The 19,590-nt window shown below is 60.1% G+C and carries 19 protein-coding genes; 9 read left to right on the top strand and 10 right to left on the bottom strand.

The window, feature by feature from the left end; genetic code table 11:
- Positions 1 to 5: 5 nt before the first annotated feature.
- Both QD357_RS03985 and QD357_RS03980 read left to right on the top strand, forming a co-directional pair.
- Positions 6 to 1,154, top strand: coding sequence for an FAD-dependent oxidoreductase (locus tag QD357_RS03985; protein ID WP_414124050.1), 1,149 nt, complete (start codon positions 6 to 8; stop codon positions 1,152 to 1,154).
- A gap of 20 nt (positions 1,155 to 1,174) precedes the next feature.
- Positions 1,175 to 2,053, top strand: coding sequence for a 50S ribosomal protein L11 methyltransferase (locus tag QD357_RS03980; RefSeq protein WP_107108445.1), 879 nt, complete (start codon positions 1,175 to 1,177; stop codon positions 2,051 to 2,053).
- 239 nt (positions 2,054 to 2,292) lie between these two features.
- Here the strand turns inward: QD357_RS03980 and QD357_RS03975 are convergent, their stop codons facing one another.
- A complete protein-coding gene (locus QD357_RS03975; protein ID WP_181316075.1) occupies positions 2,293 to 2,433 on the bottom strand; it encodes a hypothetical protein in 141 nt (46 codons plus the stop codon).
- Between the two features lie 338 nt (positions 2,434 to 2,771).
- On the opposite strand from QD357_RS03975, the gene QD357_RS03970 reads away from it, so the two are divergent.
- A complete protein-coding gene (locus QD357_RS03970) occupies positions 2,772 to 4,607 on the top strand; it encodes an aminopeptidase P family protein (RefSeq protein ID WP_414124049.1) in 1,836 nt (611 codons plus the stop codon).
- A gap of 53 nt (positions 4,608 to 4,660) precedes the next feature.
- Here QD357_RS03970 and QD357_RS03965 read toward each other — a convergent pair whose 3' ends face one another.
- Both QD357_RS03965 and QD357_RS03960 read right to left on the bottom strand, forming a co-directional pair.
- Entirely contained in the window at positions 4,661 to 4,972 is a 312-nt protein-coding gene (locus QD357_RS03965; protein ID WP_107108443.1) for an AzlD family protein, read from the bottom strand.
- A 2-nt stretch (positions 4,973 to 4,974) separates the two neighbouring features.
- The gene (locus QD357_RS03960; protein ID WP_107108442.1) at positions 4,975 to 5,697 is read right to left on the bottom strand and encodes an AzlC family ABC transporter permease; all 723 of its coding nucleotides are present in this window, start codon (positions 5,695 to 5,697) and stop codon (positions 4,975 to 4,977) included.
- Between the two features lie 140 nt (positions 5,698 to 5,837).
- Here QD357_RS03960 and QD357_RS03955 point away from each other — a divergent pair, with 140 nt between their 5' ends.
- Positions 5,838 to 6,107: a DUF2164 domain-containing protein gene (locus QD357_RS03955; protein WP_107108441.1), complete on the top strand. Its 270-nt coding sequence runs from the start codon at positions 5,838 to 5,840 to the stop codon at positions 6,105 to 6,107.
- A gap of 1 nt (position 6,108) precedes the next feature.
- On the opposite strand, the gene QD357_RS03950 is transcribed toward QD357_RS03955, so the two are convergent.
- The 3 genes from QD357_RS03950 to panC form a co-directional block, all read right to left on the bottom strand.
- A complete protein-coding gene (locus tag QD357_RS03950) occupies positions 6,109 to 6,864 on the bottom strand; it encodes an aminoglycoside phosphotransferase family protein (protein ID WP_107108440.1) in 756 nt (251 codons plus the stop codon).
- Between the two features lie 83 nt (positions 6,865 to 6,947).
- A complete protein-coding gene (gene panB, locus QD357_RS03945) occupies positions 6,948 to 7,769 on the bottom strand; it encodes a 3-methyl-2-oxobutanoate hydroxymethyltransferase (RefSeq protein ID WP_107108439.1) in 822 nt (273 codons plus the stop codon).
- Between the two features lies 1 nt (position 7,770).
- The gene (gene panC, locus QD357_RS03940) at positions 7,771 to 8,646 is read right to left on the bottom strand and encodes a pantoate--beta-alanine ligase (RefSeq protein ID WP_107108438.1); all 876 of its coding nucleotides are present in this window, start codon (positions 8,644 to 8,646) and stop codon (positions 7,771 to 7,773) included.
- A 183-nt stretch (positions 8,647 to 8,829) separates the two neighbouring features.
- Between panC and QD357_RS03935 the strand changes: the two genes are divergently transcribed.
- Positions 8,830 to 10,227 (top strand): hypothetical protein, encoded by a 1,398-nt coding sequence (locus QD357_RS03935; protein WP_107108437.1) that lies wholly within the window; start codon positions 8,830 to 8,832, stop codon positions 10,225 to 10,227.
- Here QD357_RS03935 and QD357_RS03930 read toward each other — a convergent pair whose 3' ends face one another.
- Both QD357_RS03930 and pncA read right to left on the bottom strand, forming a co-directional pair.
- Positions 10,228 to 11,313 (bottom strand): glycosyltransferase family 4 protein, encoded by a 1,086-nt coding sequence (locus QD357_RS03930; RefSeq protein ID WP_414124048.1) that lies wholly within the window; start codon positions 11,311 to 11,313, stop codon positions 10,228 to 10,230. It lies immediately after the preceding gene.
- 81 nt (positions 11,314 to 11,394) lie between these two features.
- On the bottom strand, positions 11,395 to 12,018 hold the full coding sequence (gene pncA / locus QD357_RS03925) for a bifunctional nicotinamidase/pyrazinamidase (protein ID WP_107108435.1): 624 nt from the start codon (positions 12,016 to 12,018) through the stop codon (positions 11,395 to 11,397).
- A gap of 418 nt (positions 12,019 to 12,436) precedes the next feature.
- Here pncA and QD357_RS03920 point away from each other — a divergent pair, with 418 nt between their 5' ends.
- On the top strand, positions 12,437 to 13,306 hold the full coding sequence (locus QD357_RS03920) for an amino acid ABC transporter substrate-binding protein (protein ID WP_107108564.1): 870 nt from the start codon (positions 12,437 to 12,439) through the stop codon (positions 13,304 to 13,306).
- 68 nt (positions 13,307 to 13,374) lie between these two features.
- Here QD357_RS03920 and QD357_RS03915 read toward each other — a convergent pair whose 3' ends face one another.
- Positions 13,375 to 15,837, bottom strand: coding sequence for an ATP-dependent helicase (locus QD357_RS03915; RefSeq protein WP_414124047.1), 2,463 nt, complete (start codon positions 15,835 to 15,837; stop codon positions 13,375 to 13,377).
- A 456-nt stretch (positions 15,838 to 16,293) separates the two neighbouring features.
- On the opposite strand from QD357_RS03915, the gene QD357_RS03910 reads away from it, so the two are divergent.
- Both QD357_RS03910 and QD357_RS03905 read left to right on the top strand, forming a co-directional pair.
- The gene (locus QD357_RS03910; protein WP_107108433.1) at positions 16,294 to 17,307 is read left to right on the top strand and encodes a flagellin; all 1,014 of its coding nucleotides are present in this window, start codon (positions 16,294 to 16,296) and stop codon (positions 17,305 to 17,307) included.
- Positions 17,308 to 17,510: 203 nt separating this feature from the next.
- A complete protein-coding gene (locus tag QD357_RS03905; RefSeq protein WP_107108432.1) occupies positions 17,511 to 18,179 on the top strand; it encodes an OmpA family protein in 669 nt (222 codons plus the stop codon).
- Between the two features lie 71 nt (positions 18,180 to 18,250).
- On the opposite strand, the gene QD357_RS03900 is transcribed toward QD357_RS03905, so the two are convergent.
- Positions 18,251 to 18,658: a DUF2000 family protein gene (locus tag QD357_RS03900; protein WP_107108431.1), complete on the bottom strand. Its 408-nt coding sequence runs from the start codon at positions 18,656 to 18,658 to the stop codon at positions 18,251 to 18,253.
- Between the two features lie 14 nt (positions 18,659 to 18,672).
- On the opposite strand from QD357_RS03900, the gene QD357_RS03895 reads away from it, so the two are divergent.
- Entirely contained in the window at positions 18,673 to 19,575 is a 903-nt protein-coding gene (locus QD357_RS03895) for an AraC family transcriptional regulator (protein ID WP_414124046.1), read from the top strand.
- The last annotated feature ends 15 nt before the right edge of the window (positions 19,576 to 19,590 follow it).

Genomic DNA, 19,590 nt, shown 5'->3' with positions numbered 1-19,590 from the left:
TACCGATGGCGGACGGAGCCGGAGGAGAGAGGAAATCCAGATCCGTCCTGATCGCGGGTGCCGGTCCGGCTGGCTTGACTGCAGCCCTGGAGCTTGCCCGCCGTGGTTTCATTCCGCGTATCGTCGATGACGGCCAAGGGCCTGCGCCTTTGGAAGAGAGCCGGGCTCTCGGCATCAATGCCCGCACATTGACGCTGCTCTCGCCTTCCGGCGTTACCGAGCGCATCCTTGCGGCCGCTCAACCCATTGCACATTTCCGTATCCGCTCTGGAACCAAGGTCCTTGCCGATGTCGACACGCGACGGATGCCGGGACGCTTCGGCGCGATTCATGGCCTGGCGCAAGGCGTGACCGAGCGGTTGCTGATCGAGGCGCTCGCGGCCCACGGCATTGCACCGGAGTGGCAGACCGCGATMCTGGTGGAAACCATCGCCGATGTTAACAGGCCGGAGGTGATGCTGCGGCGCGCGGACGGGGCCACGGAGACGGTTCGTCCCGATATACTGATCGGCGCCGATGGCGCCCACTCGGCCGTTCGCAAAGCGCTTGGCGCCGGTTTTCCCGGTGAGGCGCTGGAGGCTTATTTCTATCTCGCCGATTTTCGGTATGCGAGACCGGTGGACACGCATTTCGCCGAGATCACGCTTTGCGATCCCGGCATGGTCGGGCGTTTGCCCGTGTCCTCCGATGTACTGCGCTACATCTCGACATTGGAGGATTTCGAAAGCCGCATTGTTCATCCCGATGCGGTTGTCGAAAAGACCTGGGTCTCGCAGTTCCGTATCAATTTCCGCCATGTCGAGCCGATGGCCAGGGGTAACGTGTTTCTGGCGGGCGATGCGGCGCATATTCATTCCCCGGCTGGTGCGCGCGGCATGAATCTCGGCATAGAGGATGCCTGCTGGCTTGCCTGGCTCATTGCGGAAGGCCGCGAAGAGGAGTATTCGGCGCTCAGAATTCCAGCCGTGAAACGGGTGCTGAAGCAGACCTATGGCCTGACCCGCCTAATCACCATGAAAAATCCGCTGGCGATTGCTGCACGCAATCTGTTCGCGCCGCTGCTTCTGCGTTTCGGACCGGTGCGGCACGAGCTGCTTCACAATATCGCTGGCTATGACACGCCGAAGCCGCCCTGGATCGACTGGGCCGAATAAGAGCAAGAGAGAACGAAGACTTGAGTGAAATCCGCCTGTACGTAACGACGACCGAGAAAAAGGCCGAACAGATTCTCGATCTGATGACGCCGATGTTCGAAGACGAAGAATTGCCGATCGCCACCACCGAGATCGATGAGAAGAAGGATATCTGGGAAGCTTCGATCTATCTCTATGCAGACGACGAAGAGGACGTGCACGCCCGATTTGCAGGCGTGTTGAAGCCAGCTTTTCCGGAACTCGTCATCCAAAGGGAAGTCATTCCCGATGTCGATTGGATCGCAAAGTCGCTGGAGGGGCTTAAGCCGGTTMGGGCAGGGCGCTTCCTGGTGCATGGCTCGCATGATCGCGACAAGGTGAAGCCCAGCGATATCGCCATCGAGATCGATGCCGGCCAAGCCTTCGGCACGGGCCATCACGGTACGACGGCGGGTTGCCTGGAGACGATCGAAAAAGTGCTCGCCAGCCGCCGGGTGCGCAACGCGCTCGATCTCGGCACGGGTAGCGGCGTCCTGGCGATCGGCGTGCGCAAGTTGCGCAATATTCCGGTTCTCGCCACCGATATCGATCCGGTTGCGGTTCGTGTTGCCCGTGAAAATGTTCGCGGCAACGGCATAGCCTCCGGTATCGCGCTGGAGACGGCGCCCGGCTTTCATTCCACGGCCTTTTCCCGCCACGGGCCTTTCGACCTGATCATCGCCAATATTCTTGCTCGGCCGCTGATCAAAATGGCGCCGCAACTGGTTGCCCATCTCGCGCCCGGCGGTTCGGTGATTCTTTCCGGCATCCTCGCCCAGCAGCGTTGGAAGGTGCTGGCCGCCTATAACGGTGTAAGGATGCGCCATGTGCGCACCATCTGGCGCAATGGCTGGGTCACCATCCATCTCGACCGGCCTTAAAATCCTTCGCCGCTTACCCTAACCCTCTCCCCGCACGCGGGGAGAGCAGACCTTATTGTGGGAGACCTAAAACGCAAAAGGCGGTGCCGAAGCACCGCCCTGCAGACCGGTATCTGACCGATCCTGCCCGCGAGCGTGTGGAGGAGTGCTCAAGCGGGCTCTACCGTTCAGGTCGCAATCCGGGGAGGGAGGAGGAGTTCCGGACCGCGATCCAATACGAACGCGTAGTCTTGTAACTGTTAGTGGCGACCGCCACGGTTTGCGCCGATTGCCTTCGACGTTTCGACTTCGAGCTGACGAAGCGCGCCGATGGAGTGACGTACGGTGCGACGCTCGCCTGCCAGCGCCGGGCTAACATATACGGAGCGAGAGATAGGCATTTTCATAGTCCTTTTTGAGTGGGTTCGTCGTGAACCCCGTTTGATGCGCTCCATATAGCGACTCGCCTTTTTGCGTGGCAGGGGGCATGCTTCATGGGAGCTATGCAGTTGATGCATAATTCGCGTCGTGATGATGTCACAATTCAACCTGCCTGCTCACGAAATGGGCGAATTCGTTAACGTCCGATTCTCTTACCTTGAGGGCGTCGGTCGGAGTTCTCTTCGGATCAATAGTGCGCAATCGGGCCTGAAAATCGTTTCACACTTCTCGGGCTCATGCTCTAACATGCTGTCGCCGCTCAGTTTCGCGGATTCTCGGGTCATATTCGGATTAAGCCATGTTCCAGTCTTTCGACGTCACTTCCACCCCGCAATTCGGCCGCGAGCGCGTCACCGGTCTGCGGGCCGCCTTCAGCGATCTCGGCATTGACGGCTTCCTCGTACCCCGTGCCGATGAGTATCAGGGCGAGTATGTGCCCAAGTGCTCGGAGCGTCTGGCCTGGTTGACCGGATTCACTGGCTCTGCGGGTGTTGCGCTTGTGACACAGTCGCAGGCCGTGGTTTTCGTCGATGGCCGCTATGTGACGCAGCTTGCCGAGCAGGTGGACGGATCGGTCTTTACCGGTGGCGATCTGGTCGACGAGCCGCCGCATGTCTGGCTGCCGCGCCATGCGCCCAAGGGCTTCAGGCTCGGCATCGATCCGTGGCTGCACACCGGCGCGGAGGTGCGGCGGCTGGAAAAGGCACTGGCGGAAATCGGAGGCAAGCTTGTCTTCCTGCCGCATAATCCGCTCGACAAGCTCTGGAGCGACCGGCCGGCCGAACCGCTGGGCGCCGTCATCATTCAGGATATTGCGCAGGCTGGTGTTCTCGCCAAGGACAAGCTGGCAGCCATCGCGGCCGATCTGAAGGCCAAGAAGCTCAAGGCCGCGCTGATCACCGATCCGTCTTCGGTCGCCTGGATCTTCAATATTCGCGGCAACGATGTGCCGCACACGCCGCATCCTCTGGCCCGCGCCATCATCTATGCCGAGGGCGAAGCGGAGCTCGTCCTTGACAAGCGCAAGACCAAGGTCGAGGCGGAGGCCTATCTAGCGCAGATCTGCAGACAATTGCCGCCTTCCGATCTCGCCAAGCAACTGGCTACCGCCTCCGCAAATGGCGGGCGCATTCTCGTCGATCCCGATCTCGCTTCCTATGCGCTGACCGACCTCATCCGTCGCGAGGGCGGAGAGGTGGTGGAGGGCACCGATCCGGCCCGGCTGCCGCGGGCGCGCAAGAATGCMGCCGAAATCAACGGCTCGGCCGCTGCCCATCTGCAGGACGGCGCAGCTATGGTCGAATTCCTCTATTGGCTGGAGACCAGTAAGCCAGGCACGATCACGGAAATCGCCGCTGCCGAACGGCTGGAGGCAAGCCGCGTGCGCGTCGGTCAGAGCATGCAGAACCCGCTCAAGGATATCTCCTTCGATACCATCGCTGGCGCAGGTGAACATGCGGCGATCATGCACTATCGCGTCACGACGGCGAGCGATCGGCTGATCCAGGCCGGCGAGCTGTTTTTGATCGATTCCGGTGCTCAATATATCAACGGCACGACCGACATTACCCGCACCGTGGGCATCGGTGCTGTTTCCGAGGAGCAGAAGCGCCTGTTCACGCTGGTGTTGAAGGGCATGATCGCCATCAGCACGGCGCGCTTCCCCAAGGGCTCGCGCGGTTGCGATCTCGATCCGCTGGCACGTATCGCGCTCTGGAAATCCGGTGTGGATTTTGCCCATGGCACCGGCCATGGCGTCGGCTCGTATCTTTCGGTACATGAGGGCCCGCAGCGCATCTCGCKGCTATCGACGCAGGAGCTGCTGCCCGGCATGATCCTGTCGAACGAGCCGGGCTATTACCGCCCAGGCCATTTCGGCATCCGCATCGAGAATCTGATCTACATTCGCGATGCGGAGGAGATTGAAGGTGGCGACATGCCGATGCTCGGCTTTGAAACGCTGACTTTCTGCCCGATCGACCGTAGCCTCGTCCTGCCGGAACTGCTGACCCGCGACGAATTACAATGGCTGAACGATTATCACGTCAGAACCCGCGAAGCGCTGATGCCGCTGATCCACGACAAGGAGATCCGTGCTTGGCTGGAAAATGCGACCCTGGAACTCAGTCGCTGAGGAGTGGCCTATTCTGCCCGTAAAGGGCAGGATAGGCATCGCTTTCCTTCGGGCTAGATGCCGAGGAAATGTCTCCAGACCATCACGACCACCCAGCCGGCGATGAGCATGAATGTCGGCGAGAAGCGCAAGCCCACCAATAGCGCCACGGCCATCGCCACCTTCGTATCCCAGCCGCCGATGAAAAAGGCGGGTGCGACGAGCGTGGTGAGGACGGCGGCCGGTACCGCGTTCAGCGCGGCCTCGACGCGGGGAGGGATGCGGGTCATCTTGGTAATGAGGATGTAGCCGCCGATGCGCGTGAGGAAGGTGACGACAGCGGCAGCGAAAATCAGCAGGACCATGTGCGGATTGAAATCGGTCATGGTCAGACCTCGTGATTTTCGGTGGCGAGGTCGGGCTTGCGGTTCGATCTGAGCGGCGGCAGCATGGCGGCGAGGGCAACGCCTGCAAAGGCGCCGATGCTGACATGCCAGGGCGAACCGACATAGCGATAGGCAATGGCCGAGGCGGCGGTGCTGGCGATAACCACGGGCAGGAAATTGTCGCGTTTGCGGAAGCCGATGACGATGCCGAGGAAATAGATTGGCAGCAAAATATCGAGGCCGATCGTCTTGGGATCGCCGACCAGGCTGCCAAGCATGCCGCCGACGAGGCTGATCACCACCCAGGGAACGTAGATCATCGCTGCGAAACCGAAGTACCAGGCAAAGGTGACCGGCTTGCCGCTTTCGGCGCGCTTGATGGTTTCGGCAAATTGCGGATCGACCAGCAGGAAGAAAGTGAAGAATTTTTCGACGGGCGAGAAGCGCCTGATGTAACGGGCGATCGCGGCCGAATAGAGCACATGACGGAAATTGACCGCCAGGATCGACAGAACGATCAGCCACGCCTGGACATTATGGCCGAATAGCTCAATGCCCACCATCTGGCTGGCGCCGGCATAGACGGTGCCGCTCATCAGGGTGAGTTCGCCGAGCGACATGCCCTGGTCGCTCGCCAGAGCACCGAACAATGCGCCGAAGGGCGCCGCCGCGAGGCCGATGGGGATGCCCGCTTTCAAGCCTTCAAAAAAATCCCCGCGACTCATGGCCCGCTCTGTCCTTTATGGAAAACTGATGGAGCTGTAAGCTGCGGGCGGAGTGTCGGCAATTCAATTTCCTTGATAGGACAATTGATTTCGTTGATCTAGCCGATTGGATTTGCTCGTAAAACACCGGGGTATCATAGATGAAAGAGATTGCCTTTCCGAAAGAGGAAAAAGCCGCGATCGTCGCCCGCCTTCAGCAATATTTCTCCGATGAACTCGACCAGACGCTCGGCGCGCTGCCGGCGGAATTCCTGCTCGATTTCTTCACGACCGAAATCGGGCCGCATTTCTACAATCAGGGCCTGCGCGACGCCCATGCGGCGCTGATGACGAAGATGGAGGATTTTGGCGAGGCGATCTATTTGCTGGAAAGAGAAGCAGTAAGCCATTCGCAACCGGGGAGGCGGTGACTTAGCGCAGTGCGCTGCCCTCGACCATCCTCATCAAACTCTCGACCTCATCGGGAACGCCCTCGGACAATCGGGCTGCTGCAACATAAGGAAGCCAGATGAGAATGGCCGCACGGCTCCCGCCGCTTATACCCGCATAGGCATCGACATAAGCTGCGGCCAGGTCGCGATCATAGTGATGTATGAGAACGTAGCTTCGGCAGACATCTGCAAATGGGTCTCCGCTGCAGGCGTCAAGCCAATCGACCGTACCTGCGCGCTCAAGAGATCCAAGCACATTCCAAGGGTGAAAGTCTCCGTGACAAAGCCTGTCGCCATCTGGCATGCGACGAAGCCCGGACAAGAGATGCTGCCGTTGGATCTCCTGCAACTGCGCCGCTCGCTCAATATTGTGAGACAAGCGCGATTTCAGACTTGGAAGTCTGACGCCGCTATGCTCGTGGATTTTGCAATGTATGGCCGCCAGAGCATCCAGATAGGCTGGCGTCTTCAGCGGCCGCAGGGTGATTGCTTCGCCGAATGTCCCGCCTTCGGCTCGTGTCATGGTCAGGCCCCAGCGGCCTTCAATTTCGCCGACTTCCTGCACCCTCGGAGCGTTGACGCCCAGATCTTCGAGGATTGCGAGGATTGCCGCCTCTCGAAATGCTGACGCCTTGGATGAGGGCGTCTTGTATAGCTTTAGAACCAGCGTGCCGCTCTCATAGACTTCCGCCTCTTTGCCAGCACCAAGGAGGTTTCCACGTTCCACACCGATCATTGAACTGGCCTCGTTTCGATTGTCGCCTCGTAGGCGTTCTATCGGAAGAGCTGGGAACAATGGACGACAAGTAGCGTGTCCCGCTACTTTTTCACCTGGAACGTATGTTCCGGACCCGGAAACGTCCTTGCCTTCACTTCCTCTGCATAGGCTTCTGCCGCCTTGGAAATGGTCGGCGCCAGCTCGGCAAAATGCTTCACGAAGCGCGGCTTGAAATCGCTGAAAAGGCCGAACATATCGTCCGATACTAGAATCTGGCCATCGCAGGCCGGCGACGCGCCGATGCCGACGGTCGGGATATCGATCGAGGCGGTGATTTCACGGGCGAGGGGCTCCACAGTGCCCTCGACGAGAAGYGCAAAGGCGCCGGCTTGCGCAATCACCTTGGCATCGCGCCGGATTTTGTCAGCTTCTTCGTCGGAGCGGCCGAGCGAGCGATAGCCGCCGCTCGTATTGACCTTTTGCGGCATTAGGCCGACATGGCCGAAGACCGGAACGCCGCGGCTGGTCAGGAATGCGACCGTCTCGGCCATCTCCTCGCCACCCTCCAGCTTGACGCCGTTGCAGCCTGTTTCTTTCAAAATGCGTGCCGAATTGCGAAAAGCCTGTTCCTTCGATTCCTGATAAGAGCCGAAAGGCAGGTCGACGATAACACAGGCCTTTTGAGCGCCGCGCATGACGCCTTGGCCATGGGCGATCATCATCTCCAGCGTAACCCCGACCGTCGTTTCCATGCCGTAAAGGACCATGCCGAGGGAATCGCCGACCAGAAGCAGGTCGCAATGCGGGTCGAGAAGCCGGGCGATCGGTGTCGTGTAGGCCGTGAGGCTGACGATCGGGCGCGTGCCCTTCATCGCCTCGATCTGGGTGGGTGTGGTACGCTTTGTCTGTCCGATCGTGCTCATCTCAGGCGGCCTTGTCGCTGACGGCCTGCTTGAGGCCAATGACGCGGTTGTCGAGCAGGCGGGTAGCGCCGATGCGGACGAAGAGGGCAACGAGGATAGGCTGTCCCTGCAGTCTCGTCAGCGGCTCCAGGGTTTCGGGATGGCAAACAGCAGCGACTTCGGGTGTCGCCAGCGGCTCGTTGGCGATGAAGGCGCGCAGTGCCGCCTCGAAAGCGGCTGGATCGTCGGCACCTTCTGCGTAGAGCCGCTCGGCCTCGGCCAATGCTTTCGGCACGATGACCGCGGCGGCGCGTTCTTTCTTCGAGAGATAGACGTTGCGCGAAGACAGCGCCAAGCCATCGGCATCGCGCACGGTCGGTACCGGCACGACGCGGACCGGCTGGGCCAGATCGTCCACCATGCGGCGGATGATCACCACCTGCTGATAGTCTTTCTCGCCGAAGTAAGCGCTATCGGGTTGGACGATGTTGAAAAGCTTGGTGACGACCGTGGCAACGCCGGAGAAATGGCCCGGGCGAACCGCGCCCTCCAATTCCATCCCGAGCTTCGGCACATCGACCAGCGTTTCCATCCGTCGCGGATACATATCAGCCACGGTTGGAGCGAAGAGGAAATGGACCTTGCCATCGCGCAGCATGGTGCTGTCGCGCTCAAGATCGCGCGGATATTTTGTAAGATCCTCGTTGGCGCCGAATTGCAGCGGATTGACGAAGATCGACACGACAACAATGTCGTTTTCGGCCCTGGCGCGGGCAACCAGTTCCATGTGGCCGGCGTGCAGATAGCCCATGGTCGGCACCAGGCCGATGCTTTTTCCGGCTTTGCGATAAGCGGAAAGGCGCTCGCGCAATGCGGCTATTGTGCTGATGGTTTCCATGCTGACACTCCTCCACGGACCGGCGCCGCCCAACGCCCTTCCGTCTCCCCTTTGATTTCGCGGGTTCTTCTAACGTGTGCGGTGCAAAAAGGCAATTCACGGGAGGCCCCTGCGGCCCAAGTCCATTATATGTTGCGCATATAGCTTAGCGCTTTTCTCAGCTTTTTGCTGTTAGCTGCCGGCATGGCAAAGATCATAGCATTGGCGGCATATTTTTATCAGGCGGCGGTGGCTTTCGGGCTGCTGATCGCGGTCGCGCATTTGCTGTCGCCGGCGGATTATGCCGCCTATTCGTTGTTCATTTCCATCAGCCAGTTCGCGGCGATCTTCTGTTTCGAATGGGTGCGTTTCGCCTGCAGCCGTTTCTATCCGGGCCAGGCGCCGGGTAGCGAGGCAGCGGAGCGTACGGCTTTAACCGTCGAATTTGCCGCTTGCTCCGTGATCTGCATCCTGGCTGCCCTTGCATCGACCTTCTTCGCAGTACCGAAGGAGATCGCGGTGCTTGGCGGTCTGGTGGCGATCTTTCAGGGTGGCAGCGACCTGCATCTGACTATGCTGCGTTTCCGCCAGGAGTTTCGCGCTTTTTCGCGGCTGCAGGGTTCGCGGGCCACCATTCTGGCGGTTGGCACGCTGGCTGGCGCGGCGATCATGCCGAGTTTTGCCTATGCGGTCGCCGGCCTGCTCGCAGGTTACGTCGCCTATAGCGGACTAGCAATGTTCCTGACCCGCAACAGCCTGAGAGAGGCAGCGGATCTCCAACTGCCGCTGATGCGAAAGCATTTTGTCTATGGCAGCGTTGCGGCCGGTGCCTCGGTTATCGGGCTTTTGGCGCCGCTTGGGTTGAAATCGATCCTGACGGCGGCTTTGGGCGCGGGCGGTGCGGCGGGGGCGCTGCTGGCGCTTGACTTGCTGCAGCGGCCTTTCGTGCTCATCGTCTCGGCTCTGCAGGCCATCCAATATCCCGATGTGGTCGCAACCTACGACCGCGAGGGCGCAACAGTGGCGTTCCGGCGGCAGCTCGGCGGCTACTATTCGCTGCTCACGGGTTTCACCTTGATGACGGCGGCGGGGATCTTTGCCCTGCTGCAGCCGGTCGGTCATTTCGTCATCGCTCTGAGCCTGCGCGATGGCTTTCTTCACGCGGCGCCATTGGTCACCGGCCTGTCAGTCTGCCGGGCTTTGACGCTCAACATGCTGCCAACGCCGGCGCATCTGCGCCATCGGCTGCTGGCGATCTTTCTGCTGGCCGTGGTGGATTGCGTGTTGCTCAACGTCGGCGCACTCGCGGGCGGTTATCTCGTTTCCTTCAGTGACGGCGCGCTGATGGCCGGAGCGATGATCGGGGCTCTGATCGCGATGGTGATCGGCGTGAAAGTGCTGATGGCGCTGCCCTTCGATTTTGTTTGGCAGCCGGTCGTGCTTTCAGCAGTCGGGCTCGCCGTGCCGGTGCTGGCAACAGCCGGCTTCGACTATTCGCTGTGGATTTCAGTCGGCGCCGGAATGGCCGGCGGGGCGGCCTTTTGTCTGCTTGGCCTTTACAGCTATTTCGTCAAGATGTTCCGCCGGCAGGCCGTGTCGTAACTAAAGATCTTCCAGCATGGACAGCACGCGGTCGGCGCTGCGGTCCCAGGAGAAACGGGCGACATTCTCGCGGCCCCTTTGCCGCAGGTCTTCACGCAATGCTTCGTCGCCAGCGATCCGGCGCATGGCCGCAACCAGCTCATCCTGTTGCGTTGGATCGAAATAGAGTGCGGCGGTGCCGGAGGCTTCGCGTACTGCGGGGATATCGGCGGCGAGCACCGGGCAGCCCTGCGTCATCGCCTCCAGTGGCGGAATGCCGAAACCTTCATAGAGGCTTGGGAAGACGAAAGCGGTGGCATGGCGTTCGAGAGCGGCGACTTCCGCATCGCTCAGGCGGCCGGGAAAGAGCATGTGATCGTTCGATTCGGGGCCATCCGATTTGAACACGGTCGGCGCGGTGCCGCCGACGACCACCAGCTTCTGATCGGGATCGCGCAGAGCTTCGAAGGCGCGGATGGCGAAATCGAGGTTCTTGTTCGGCTTCATCGTCCCGACCAGCAGGAAGAAGCCGTTCGTTTTAAGGCCCAGGCGCCGGATGATCGACTCGTCCGGCTCGATGGCGGCGAAATGATCGACGGCATTGTAGACGACATCGATGCCGTCGGTAGGAACATGGAAGACGGAGGCCAATTCCTTGCGCGAGAATTCCGACACGGTGCCGATCTTTGCGGTGCGGGTTAGAACCGAGCCGAGCGCGCCGTGCAGCAGGCGATAGCTGCGCTTGAAGGATTGGGGATGACGGAAGATCGTGACGTCATGGATGACCACGGCCTGGCGGCGATGCAACAGCGGGCCGCTGCCGCCGAAGCCGATCAGCCGGCCGCCGCGGGAACGGGCGAGCAGCGCCRTCTGCTCCCAGACATGGCCGGGACCGGAGCTGAAGGCGTCGACCGAGATGGCCGAGAGCCCGATATCGACGGGCGTATCGCGCGGCACGGCGAGCCGCCAGTTGATGCCCTTCAGCGCCGCCGGAACGGCGCCGGAGGCGATCTTGCGATCCAGCGCCAGTGTCAGCTCGCGGGCGAAACGTTGCACGCCCGACAAAGGCTGGCTGAGGAAACGACCGTTGATGGTGATCGACTGCACGCGAAATGTCCCAATATCTTCAATACCGGGAATAGTTTGCGCTATTTTCTTTAGGGAAGGTTTAGCTCGATAGGAGKAATTTTAGGCAAGCGCTTCTTTGCTGTCGATGATGGCAACGCCGCGTGTCCGCATTTCGTCGATCGCAGCCTCAACGCCGGCAGGATCGATGCCACGGCTAGCATCCTCGATGAAGCGGACCTTTACACCCGGCAGCATTTCAACGGCGTCCAGAGCCGAGAATTTCACGCAGTAATCGGTCGCGAGCCCGCAGAGGTCGAGCTGGGTAACGCCCTCGGCGAGCAGATGCGTGGCAAGACCGGTGAAAGCCGTGTGATCATTGTCGCGGAAGGCGGAATAGCTATCGACAGCAGGATTCTGACCCTTCTGTTGGATGAAGTCGATTCCGTCGGCATTCAGTTCGGGATGAAGCATGGCGTCTTCGGTATTTTGGACGCAATGATCCGGCCACATCATTTGCCGCTTGCCGGAGAGTATGCCCATTTCGAAGGGCTTCTTGCCGGGATGGGCGGAGGCAAAGCTGCCGTGGCCGGCGGGATGCCAGTCTTGCGAAGCGAGGACCATATCGTATTTGTCGCTGTCGATCAGCCTGTTGGCGACGGGCACCACCCGATTCCCATCGGGCACCGGCAGATTGCCGCCGGGGCAGAAACCGTTCTGGATGTCGATCAGCAGCAGTGCTTTCATGGCCAGTCTTTCCATCTTTGTTGCATTGCAACGATGCCAAGCGTTGCGCTGGGGATCAAGCTTTTTATGCTCACACTGAATATAAGGTGGGGCGCGATGGTTTTCGAGGGGCTATGCGGGCTTGTGGCTTGGGCGGTCCCCGGGAATGCTTGAAGTGCGCCGGACAATCGGGGCGGTATGTGGCGACGCGCCAGATGTCGAGGCTGCTGACGGTCCGCGGCGACATGCCGGACATCGAAGACATCTGGTGAATCTCGGGAAACAGAGGTGTTTTTCCCACCAACGTCGCTGAGGTGTCCGCGATTGACAAATGAACGCGAAGCCATAATCTGCTTTTTCAGCTCTTGCGATCATCCGTTTTTCGGAGACGAGGATAATGCTGGTGCCGTTGCCCCCGCATACAGGTCTGGCCAAGCGCATGAGAAGGTTGCTGCTGACGGGCCTTGCCGTTTTCTTTTCGGTCTGCGGAGCCAGCGCCGGGACGCTCGACACGCTTCACCAGCATACAACCCTGCGCATCGGCTACATCGCCGACGAGGCACCGTTTTCCTCCAGCAAGCCGAATGAAAAGCCGACGGGATATGCCATCGACCTCTGCGGCAAGGTCGCCGACGAAATCGAGCATGCGGTTCCGCAGTTAAAGCGCGAATATGTAGAAATGACGCTGGCCAATGGTTTCGACGCTGTCAAGAACGGTCAGATCGACCTGCTTTGTGGGGCTATCACCGTCAATCTGGAGAGGCGGAAACTCGTTGATTTCTCACAGCCAATCTTCCTGACCGGGGCGAGCGCCCTGTTGCGCAAGGACTCGCCCGACTATCTGCACGCGCTATTTCTCGACACGCCCGCCGTTCGTTCCGTCAGCCAGCGTGCCGCATCCACCAGCGTCATTGGTGTGCGCGCAAACACCACGACGGATGCAATATTGCGCGAGGCGCGCAGCATCGAGACGTCGAAAACTCGGATCGCCGATTTCGACACGCACGAAGACGGACTTAAGGCGCTGGAGGAACATAAGATCGACGCCTATTTTGCCGATCGGGTGCTGTTGATGAGCTTGGCCCAGCGCGCGCACGATCCGTCCTTGCTCGAAGTCGGCGATCGCCTGTTCACGCACGAACCATATGCAATCGCTCTGAGGCGCGACGATGCCGACTTCCGCCTAGTGGTCGACCGTGCGCTCACGGATTTTTATCTATCAGACGATTTTCTGCCGCTACTGAAGACTTACTTTGGAAGCGAAGCGCCGATGTTGCACACGCAAATCATGATGGAGCATGTACCCTAGGTCGGCGGGGCAAAGTGTATTGCGTTGACGAAGCAGATGATTGATGCGGCAGATGCCTGCAACAACCCTCAAACCCGCTCCACAAAACCATCCAACACTCGTTTCTGCCCGGCGCGATCGAAATCGATCGTCAGCTTGTTGCCTTCGATCTCCGAGACATTGCCGTTGCCGAACTTGATGTGGAAGACGCGGTCGCCGATGGAAAAACGGGAGGGTTCGGCGGAGGTGGATTTGGCGACGAGTTCGCCGTCGATGGTGCGGGTTTTGGGGCCGCTTTCGCCGTAGCCGATGCGTTCGACGGCGTGGCCGGAGCGGGAGCCCCAGTTGTCGCGGGTGGCGTCGGTCTTGTTGGCCTGGGCGCGTTTCCAGCCGGGGGTAGAATAGGAGTTGGCGAAGGGATCGGCCTTGTCGAAACGGGACTGGCCGTAGCCGCCGCGGCCGTAACCGCCATAGGATTGCTCCACTTCCGCGACTTCGACATGGGTTTCCGGCAGTTCGTCGAGAAAGCGCGAAGGGATGGTCGATTGCCAGAGGCCGTGGATGCGGCGGTTGGAGACGAACCATATGTGGCAGCGGCGCTTGGCGCGGGTGAGGCCGACATAGGCGAGGCGGCGTTCTTCCTCCAGACCGGCGCGGCCGCTTTCGTCAAGCGAGCGCTGGTGCGGGAAAAGGCCTTCCTCCCAGCCGGGCAGGAAAACGGTGTCGAATTCCAGACCCTTGGCGGAGTGCAGCGTCATGATCGAGACTGCGTCTAGATTCTCGTTCTGTTCAGTGTCCATGACGAGGGCGACGTGTTCGAGGAAGCCGCGCATGGATTCGAAACTATCCATCGAGCGGATGAGTTCCTTCAGGTTTTCCAACCGTCCGGGTGCTTCCGCCGATTTGTCGTTCTTCCACATGTCGGTGTAGCCGGATTCTTCGAGAATCTGCTCGGCAAGCTCCGTATGCGGTGTGTTTTCAAGCAGGCCCTGCCAGCGACGGAAGGACTGCACGACGTCGAACAGCGCCTTGCGCGCCTTCGGCTTCATCTCGTCCGTCTCGATGATATCGGCCGCTGCCGCCAGCATCGGAATGTCGCGCTCACGGGCATAATCGTGCAAAGCACGAACGGTGGTGTCGCCGAGGCCGCGCTTGGGCGTATTGATGATGCGCTCGAAGGCAAGATCGTCGGCCGGCTGGCAGACGAGGCGGAAATAGGCCATGGCGTCGCGGATTTCGAGGCGCTCGTAGAAGCGAGGGCCGCCGACGACACGATAGTTCAGGCCCAGCGTGACGAAACGATCTTCGAATTCGCGCATCTGGAAAGAGGCGCGCACGAGGATCGCCATATCATTGAGATTATGCTTGTTGCGCTGAAGCTGCTCGATCTCTTCACCGATCGCACGCGCTTCTTCCTCCGAATCCCAGGAGGCGTGCACTTGCACTTTGATATCGTCGGGGTCGGAGCGGTCGGTGAACAGCGTCTTGCCGAGGCGACCCTCGTTATGGGCGATGAGATGCGCGGCAGCCCCGAGAATATGTTCGGTGGAGCGATAGTTGCGCTCAAGCTTGATCACCTTGGCGCCGGGAAAATCCTTTTCGAAGCGCAGGATATTGTCCACCTCAGCGCCGCGCCAGCCGTAGATCGACTGGTCGTCGTCGCCGACGCAGCAGACGTTTTGCAGTTCGCCCTTCGGCCGCTGCGCCAGCAGACGCAGCCACATATATTGCGCCGTGTTGGTGTCCTGATATTCGTCGACGAGGATGTAGCGGAAGCGCTGGTGATAATCCTTCAATATATCAGGATTCTGCCGGAACATGTTGATCGGATGCAGCAAAAGGTCGCCGAAGTCGCAGGCGTTCAGCGTCTTCAGGCGGGCCTGATAGGCGGCATAGAGTTCGCGGCCCTTGCCGTTGGCAAAGGCGCGTGCATCGCCTTCCGGAATGTCGGCCGGGCTGAGGCCCTTGTTCTTCCAAGTGTCGATCATCCCCGCAAATTGCTTAGCCGGCCAACGTTTGTCGTCTAGGCCCTCGGCTTGGATCAATTGCTTGAGCAAACGCACGACATCGTCGGTGTCGAGAATGGTGAAGCTCGAGGAGAGGCCGACCAGCTCGGAGTGACGGCGCAGCAGCTTGACGCCGATCGAATGGAACGTGCCGAGCCACGGCATGCCCTCGACAGCGCCGCCGACGAGCAGGGCGATACGCTCCTTCATCTCGCKGGCGGCCTTGTTGGTGAAGGTGACGGCGAGGATCTGCGAGGGGAAGGCGCGGTTGGTGGACAGGATATGAGCGATGCGGGTCGTCAGCACCCGCGTTTTGCCAGTGCCGGCGCCCGCGAGCACCAGCACAGGCCCATCCAGCGTCTCGACCGCTTCCGCCTGCTCCGGGTTGAGGCCAGCGAGATAGTCGGGCCGGCGGCCGCTATCGCGCGCAGCCATGGCGCGGGCCGCAATACCGCCACCGGCGCTGGGGGCAGGGGCAGGCCGACGCGGGGCCAGGTGCTCCGGCTCCTCGTCAAAGAAGGGAATGTCGTCATGTCCGATAGTCATGCGGCTCAATGTAATGATTCTGCCCTGAAAGGCAAAAGAAACGGCCGGTAAATAGAACAAAAAGTGCACATTTCTGAGTGTTCCGGCCGTTCAATAACCGTTTGGCAGCCCGAAATCGCCGTCGCAGGAGGGGCGGCGGTTGCGCGAAGAGATGTTGGCCTCCGCATTGCGCGCGAAGGGCGGCCAAGCTCAGGGCGGTGGAATGATCGCAACCTGAACGAGATAACCATTTTCGGGTCGAGGGGCGATTTATGGTAAATTGTCTGTTTCAATTATCGCTTTATTAAGCGTGATTGCTAATCATAGGCACCTGTAACCGCTCGAGTTTCAGGCGCTGTTTTTTGCCGGGCTCAACCTTCGCCGACCTTGGTCGGCCCGCGCGCATGAGCGCCCGCGGCATGGTTCCAATGTCTCCTTGTACTTGTTGCGTATCGTTGCGTCCGGAGTTCATGTGTCGTGAGTATTTTTTCGACCTTCATAAGGGTGAGTTCCCCTGTCAATACAGCCCTTGAAGTCCTTCGAAACACACAGGCGAATCTGAATGTCGCACAGCGCCAGATGTCGTCCGGTCTGCGTGTGCAGACTGCTAAGGACAACGCCACCTATTGGACGATCTCGACACTGACGCGCACAGATATCGGCGCCGTCTCAGCCGTGCAGGACGCACTTGGGCTTGCCACGGCCACTGTCAGTACCGCTTCCACGGGCGTCAACAGCGCCATCGACATCGTCACTCAGATCAGGTCGAAATTGGTGACGGCCTACGAGGGCAGCGTCGATAAGACCAAACTCAACGACGAGATCAGCGAACTCAAGGACCAGCTTCGCAGCGTCGGCCAGTCCACGAGCTTCAACGGAGTCAACTGGGTCGTGCTCCAGGACGGTGAGGATCCGACCGAGCCGCATGAGATCCCGGGCTCCCTCATCCATCATACCGATGGCACGGTTTCGATCGGCATGCTGAATTATGAGGGTGTCAGCTCCACCAGCGGCACCATCGTATCGGCGGATGCACGATACTTGATCGACGATCAGTCAAGTGGCACCGGCGGCTATGGCGTGCTTACCTCCACCGCTTTTGCGACGGAAGCGGGAGCGGCCCAAAACTATGTGCTGATCAGCAGCCAAAACGGCGACACTAGCGGGCAGGTGCAAATCTCGCTCGACGCCAATACGACGCAGGGCGCTTTGACCGACATGGTCAACACGGTCACCGCCATGCTGAATCAACTGAACACTATTGGATCGGCTTTCGGCTCGTTGGAATCGCGTGTCAGTCTGCAAAGCCAATTTGCCAGCAATCTCAGTGATTCGCTCACCAGCGGCGTCGGCAAGCTGGTCGATGCCGATATGGAGAAGCAATCAAGCAGGGTATTGGCGCTGCAGACGCAGCAGCAATTGGGGCTGCAATCGTTGTCGATTGCCAATGCGAGCTTCGATACGTTGAGACAGCTCTTCCAGAACCTCTAATCACGTAACGCTTTGGATTTCAACGGGAATAGAGAGGGATCGGCGAAGCGAATCCTGTTCCCTGCAAGCCATAAATTGGGGAGAAAACGCTCCGGAACAAGGTGCCGGCAGATCGGCAGTGGGTAGGCGAAGATTCCGCTTCATCATATTGCCGCAATGCTTCATATCTCCTGCGGACCATCGAACCGGAGAGCGACGATTCTATGATCAAGAAATTTGCCATCCTTGCCGTCTCGGCAGCCTTTCTCAATGCATGTACGACAACTGACCCCTATACGGGCGAGCAGAAAGTATCCAACACGGCGGGCGGTGCCGCGATCGGCGCTGGCGTCGGTGCGGTTGCCGGCCTCCTCATCGGCCACTCGCCGGCATCGCGCCGCAATGCGGCGCTGATCGGCGCCGGCGTAGGCGCGCTCGCAGGTGCCGGCATCGGCAACTATATGGACCAGCAGGAATCTGAGCTGCGTGCGCAGTTGCAGGGCACGGGCGTCTCGGTGACGCGCGTCGGCGACCGCATCATCCTCAACATGCCGTCGGCCATTACCTTCGACATCGACCAGGATGCGATCAAGCCGGAATTCTTCTCGACGCTGAATTCGGTCGCGATCGTGCTTCGCAAGTTCAACCGGACGCTGATCGACGTCAACGGCCATACGGATTCGACCGGCAGCCTGCAGCATAACCAGGATCTGTCCGAACGCCGCGCCGATTCGGTTGCGAGCTACCTCGGCAGCCAGGGCATCGACCAGCGCCGCATGTCCGCCGTCGGCTTCGGCCCGAGCCAGCCGGTCGCCACCAACGCCAGCGAGGCCGGTCGTTCGCAGAACCGCCGCGTCGAAATCCAGATCGCGCCGATCACCCAGAACGGCTGATCTGACATTGGCTATTCCAACAAAACGGCCGGGTTTTGCGACCCGGCCGTTTTGTTTTCACTGCAACCCATTCACGAATGCATCGTCGCGCCCTTGGTGATCTTGTCGACGATCTTCTTGTCCGCGCGCAATGCTATGCCGACCACTTTGGCGTCCTCGGGCGCAAATTCGGAGAAGACGGCGCGATTGGCGACATCATGACCGGTCGAAAACATTTCCTCGATGAAGATCGAGGAGGTGACATTTCGCTCCAGCGACCGGCGATGAATCGTGCTCATCATCTCTTCGTCGGCGGATAGGACGATCATCGGCTGGATCGATAGCGCGTTGTAGAGGTTGCCGGCGCGGTCTCGATAGGGCTCGCCGATGACGTCAGGAAACTGACCGACAATGCCGCTCGATAGGAAGGCGGTCACGTTCAGTTTTTGCCAGGATGCAAGATTGCTTCGCAGAATGATCGCGATTTTGGTATTGAACATTGGTGATCTCTCTTATGCAGTCTGGGAATGAGCTTTTGCGCGAGGATGTTGCCGGCCATATCTTCGAAGGTCTTGAACGTTCGTGCACGATGCCGGAAGCAAACCGCATCGTATCCGCACCCGCTTATCCCGGTATCGAGCGCATTCAGGCGCAATTTCGTGGCGACGCGTTCGAGCCGCACCGGCACGATACCTATGCGCTCGGCGTCACCATCCGCGGCGTGCAGGCCTTCAGCTATCGCGGCGAGCGGCGCTACAGCCTGCCGGGCCGGGTGATCGTCCTGCATCCGGACGAGCTGCATGATGGCGGTGCCGCGACCGACGACGGATTGCTCTACCGCATGCTCTATCTCGAACCGTCGATGCTGATGCAATGTCTCGAAGCGGCGCGCATCGGCCTGCCCTTTGTCGATGATCCCGTGGTCGAGGATGATCGTCTCGCCGGCCTGCTGCTGGCAGCACTTGGCGAACTCGACCGCGAGCTGGATGAACTCTTCGTCGATGATTTCGTCTCACGGGTTGCTGCAGGGCTCGCCTCACATGCGCGCCTGCCGCAAAAGCCGTTGGGAAGCGTTGCCTGGAGCCAAGTGAAGACAGCGCGCGATTATCTGGAAGCGCATGCCATGCGTGGCGTCCGCTCGGAGGAACTGGAGCGCATCACCGGCCTCGACCGCTTTGCGCTCTCACGTCATTTCCGTGCTGCTTTCGCCACCAGCCCGCATCGCTTCCTGCTGATGCGGCGGCTGCAGCGGGCCAAGGCGATGATCGCCGATGGCGAACCGATCGCCGAAGTCGCAGCCGCCACCGGGTTCGCGGACCAAAGCCATCTGACCCGGCATTTCAAGAAGGCATTCGGCATGGCGCCGGGCGCTTGGGTTGGCATGCTGGAGACCGCAGGGGTGCCGCCGCGAGGCTAGCCGGAACCCTCCGGC

The organism is Rhizobium sp. BR 317 (assembly GCF_047445835.1).
In the GTDB taxonomy this organism is placed as follows: domain Bacteria; phylum Pseudomonadota; class Alphaproteobacteria; order Rhizobiales; family Rhizobiaceae; genus Rhizobium; species Rhizobium paranaense.
The sequence above is the reverse complement of the archived record's forward strand: the minus strand, read 5'-3'. Positions and strand labels throughout refer to the sequence as shown.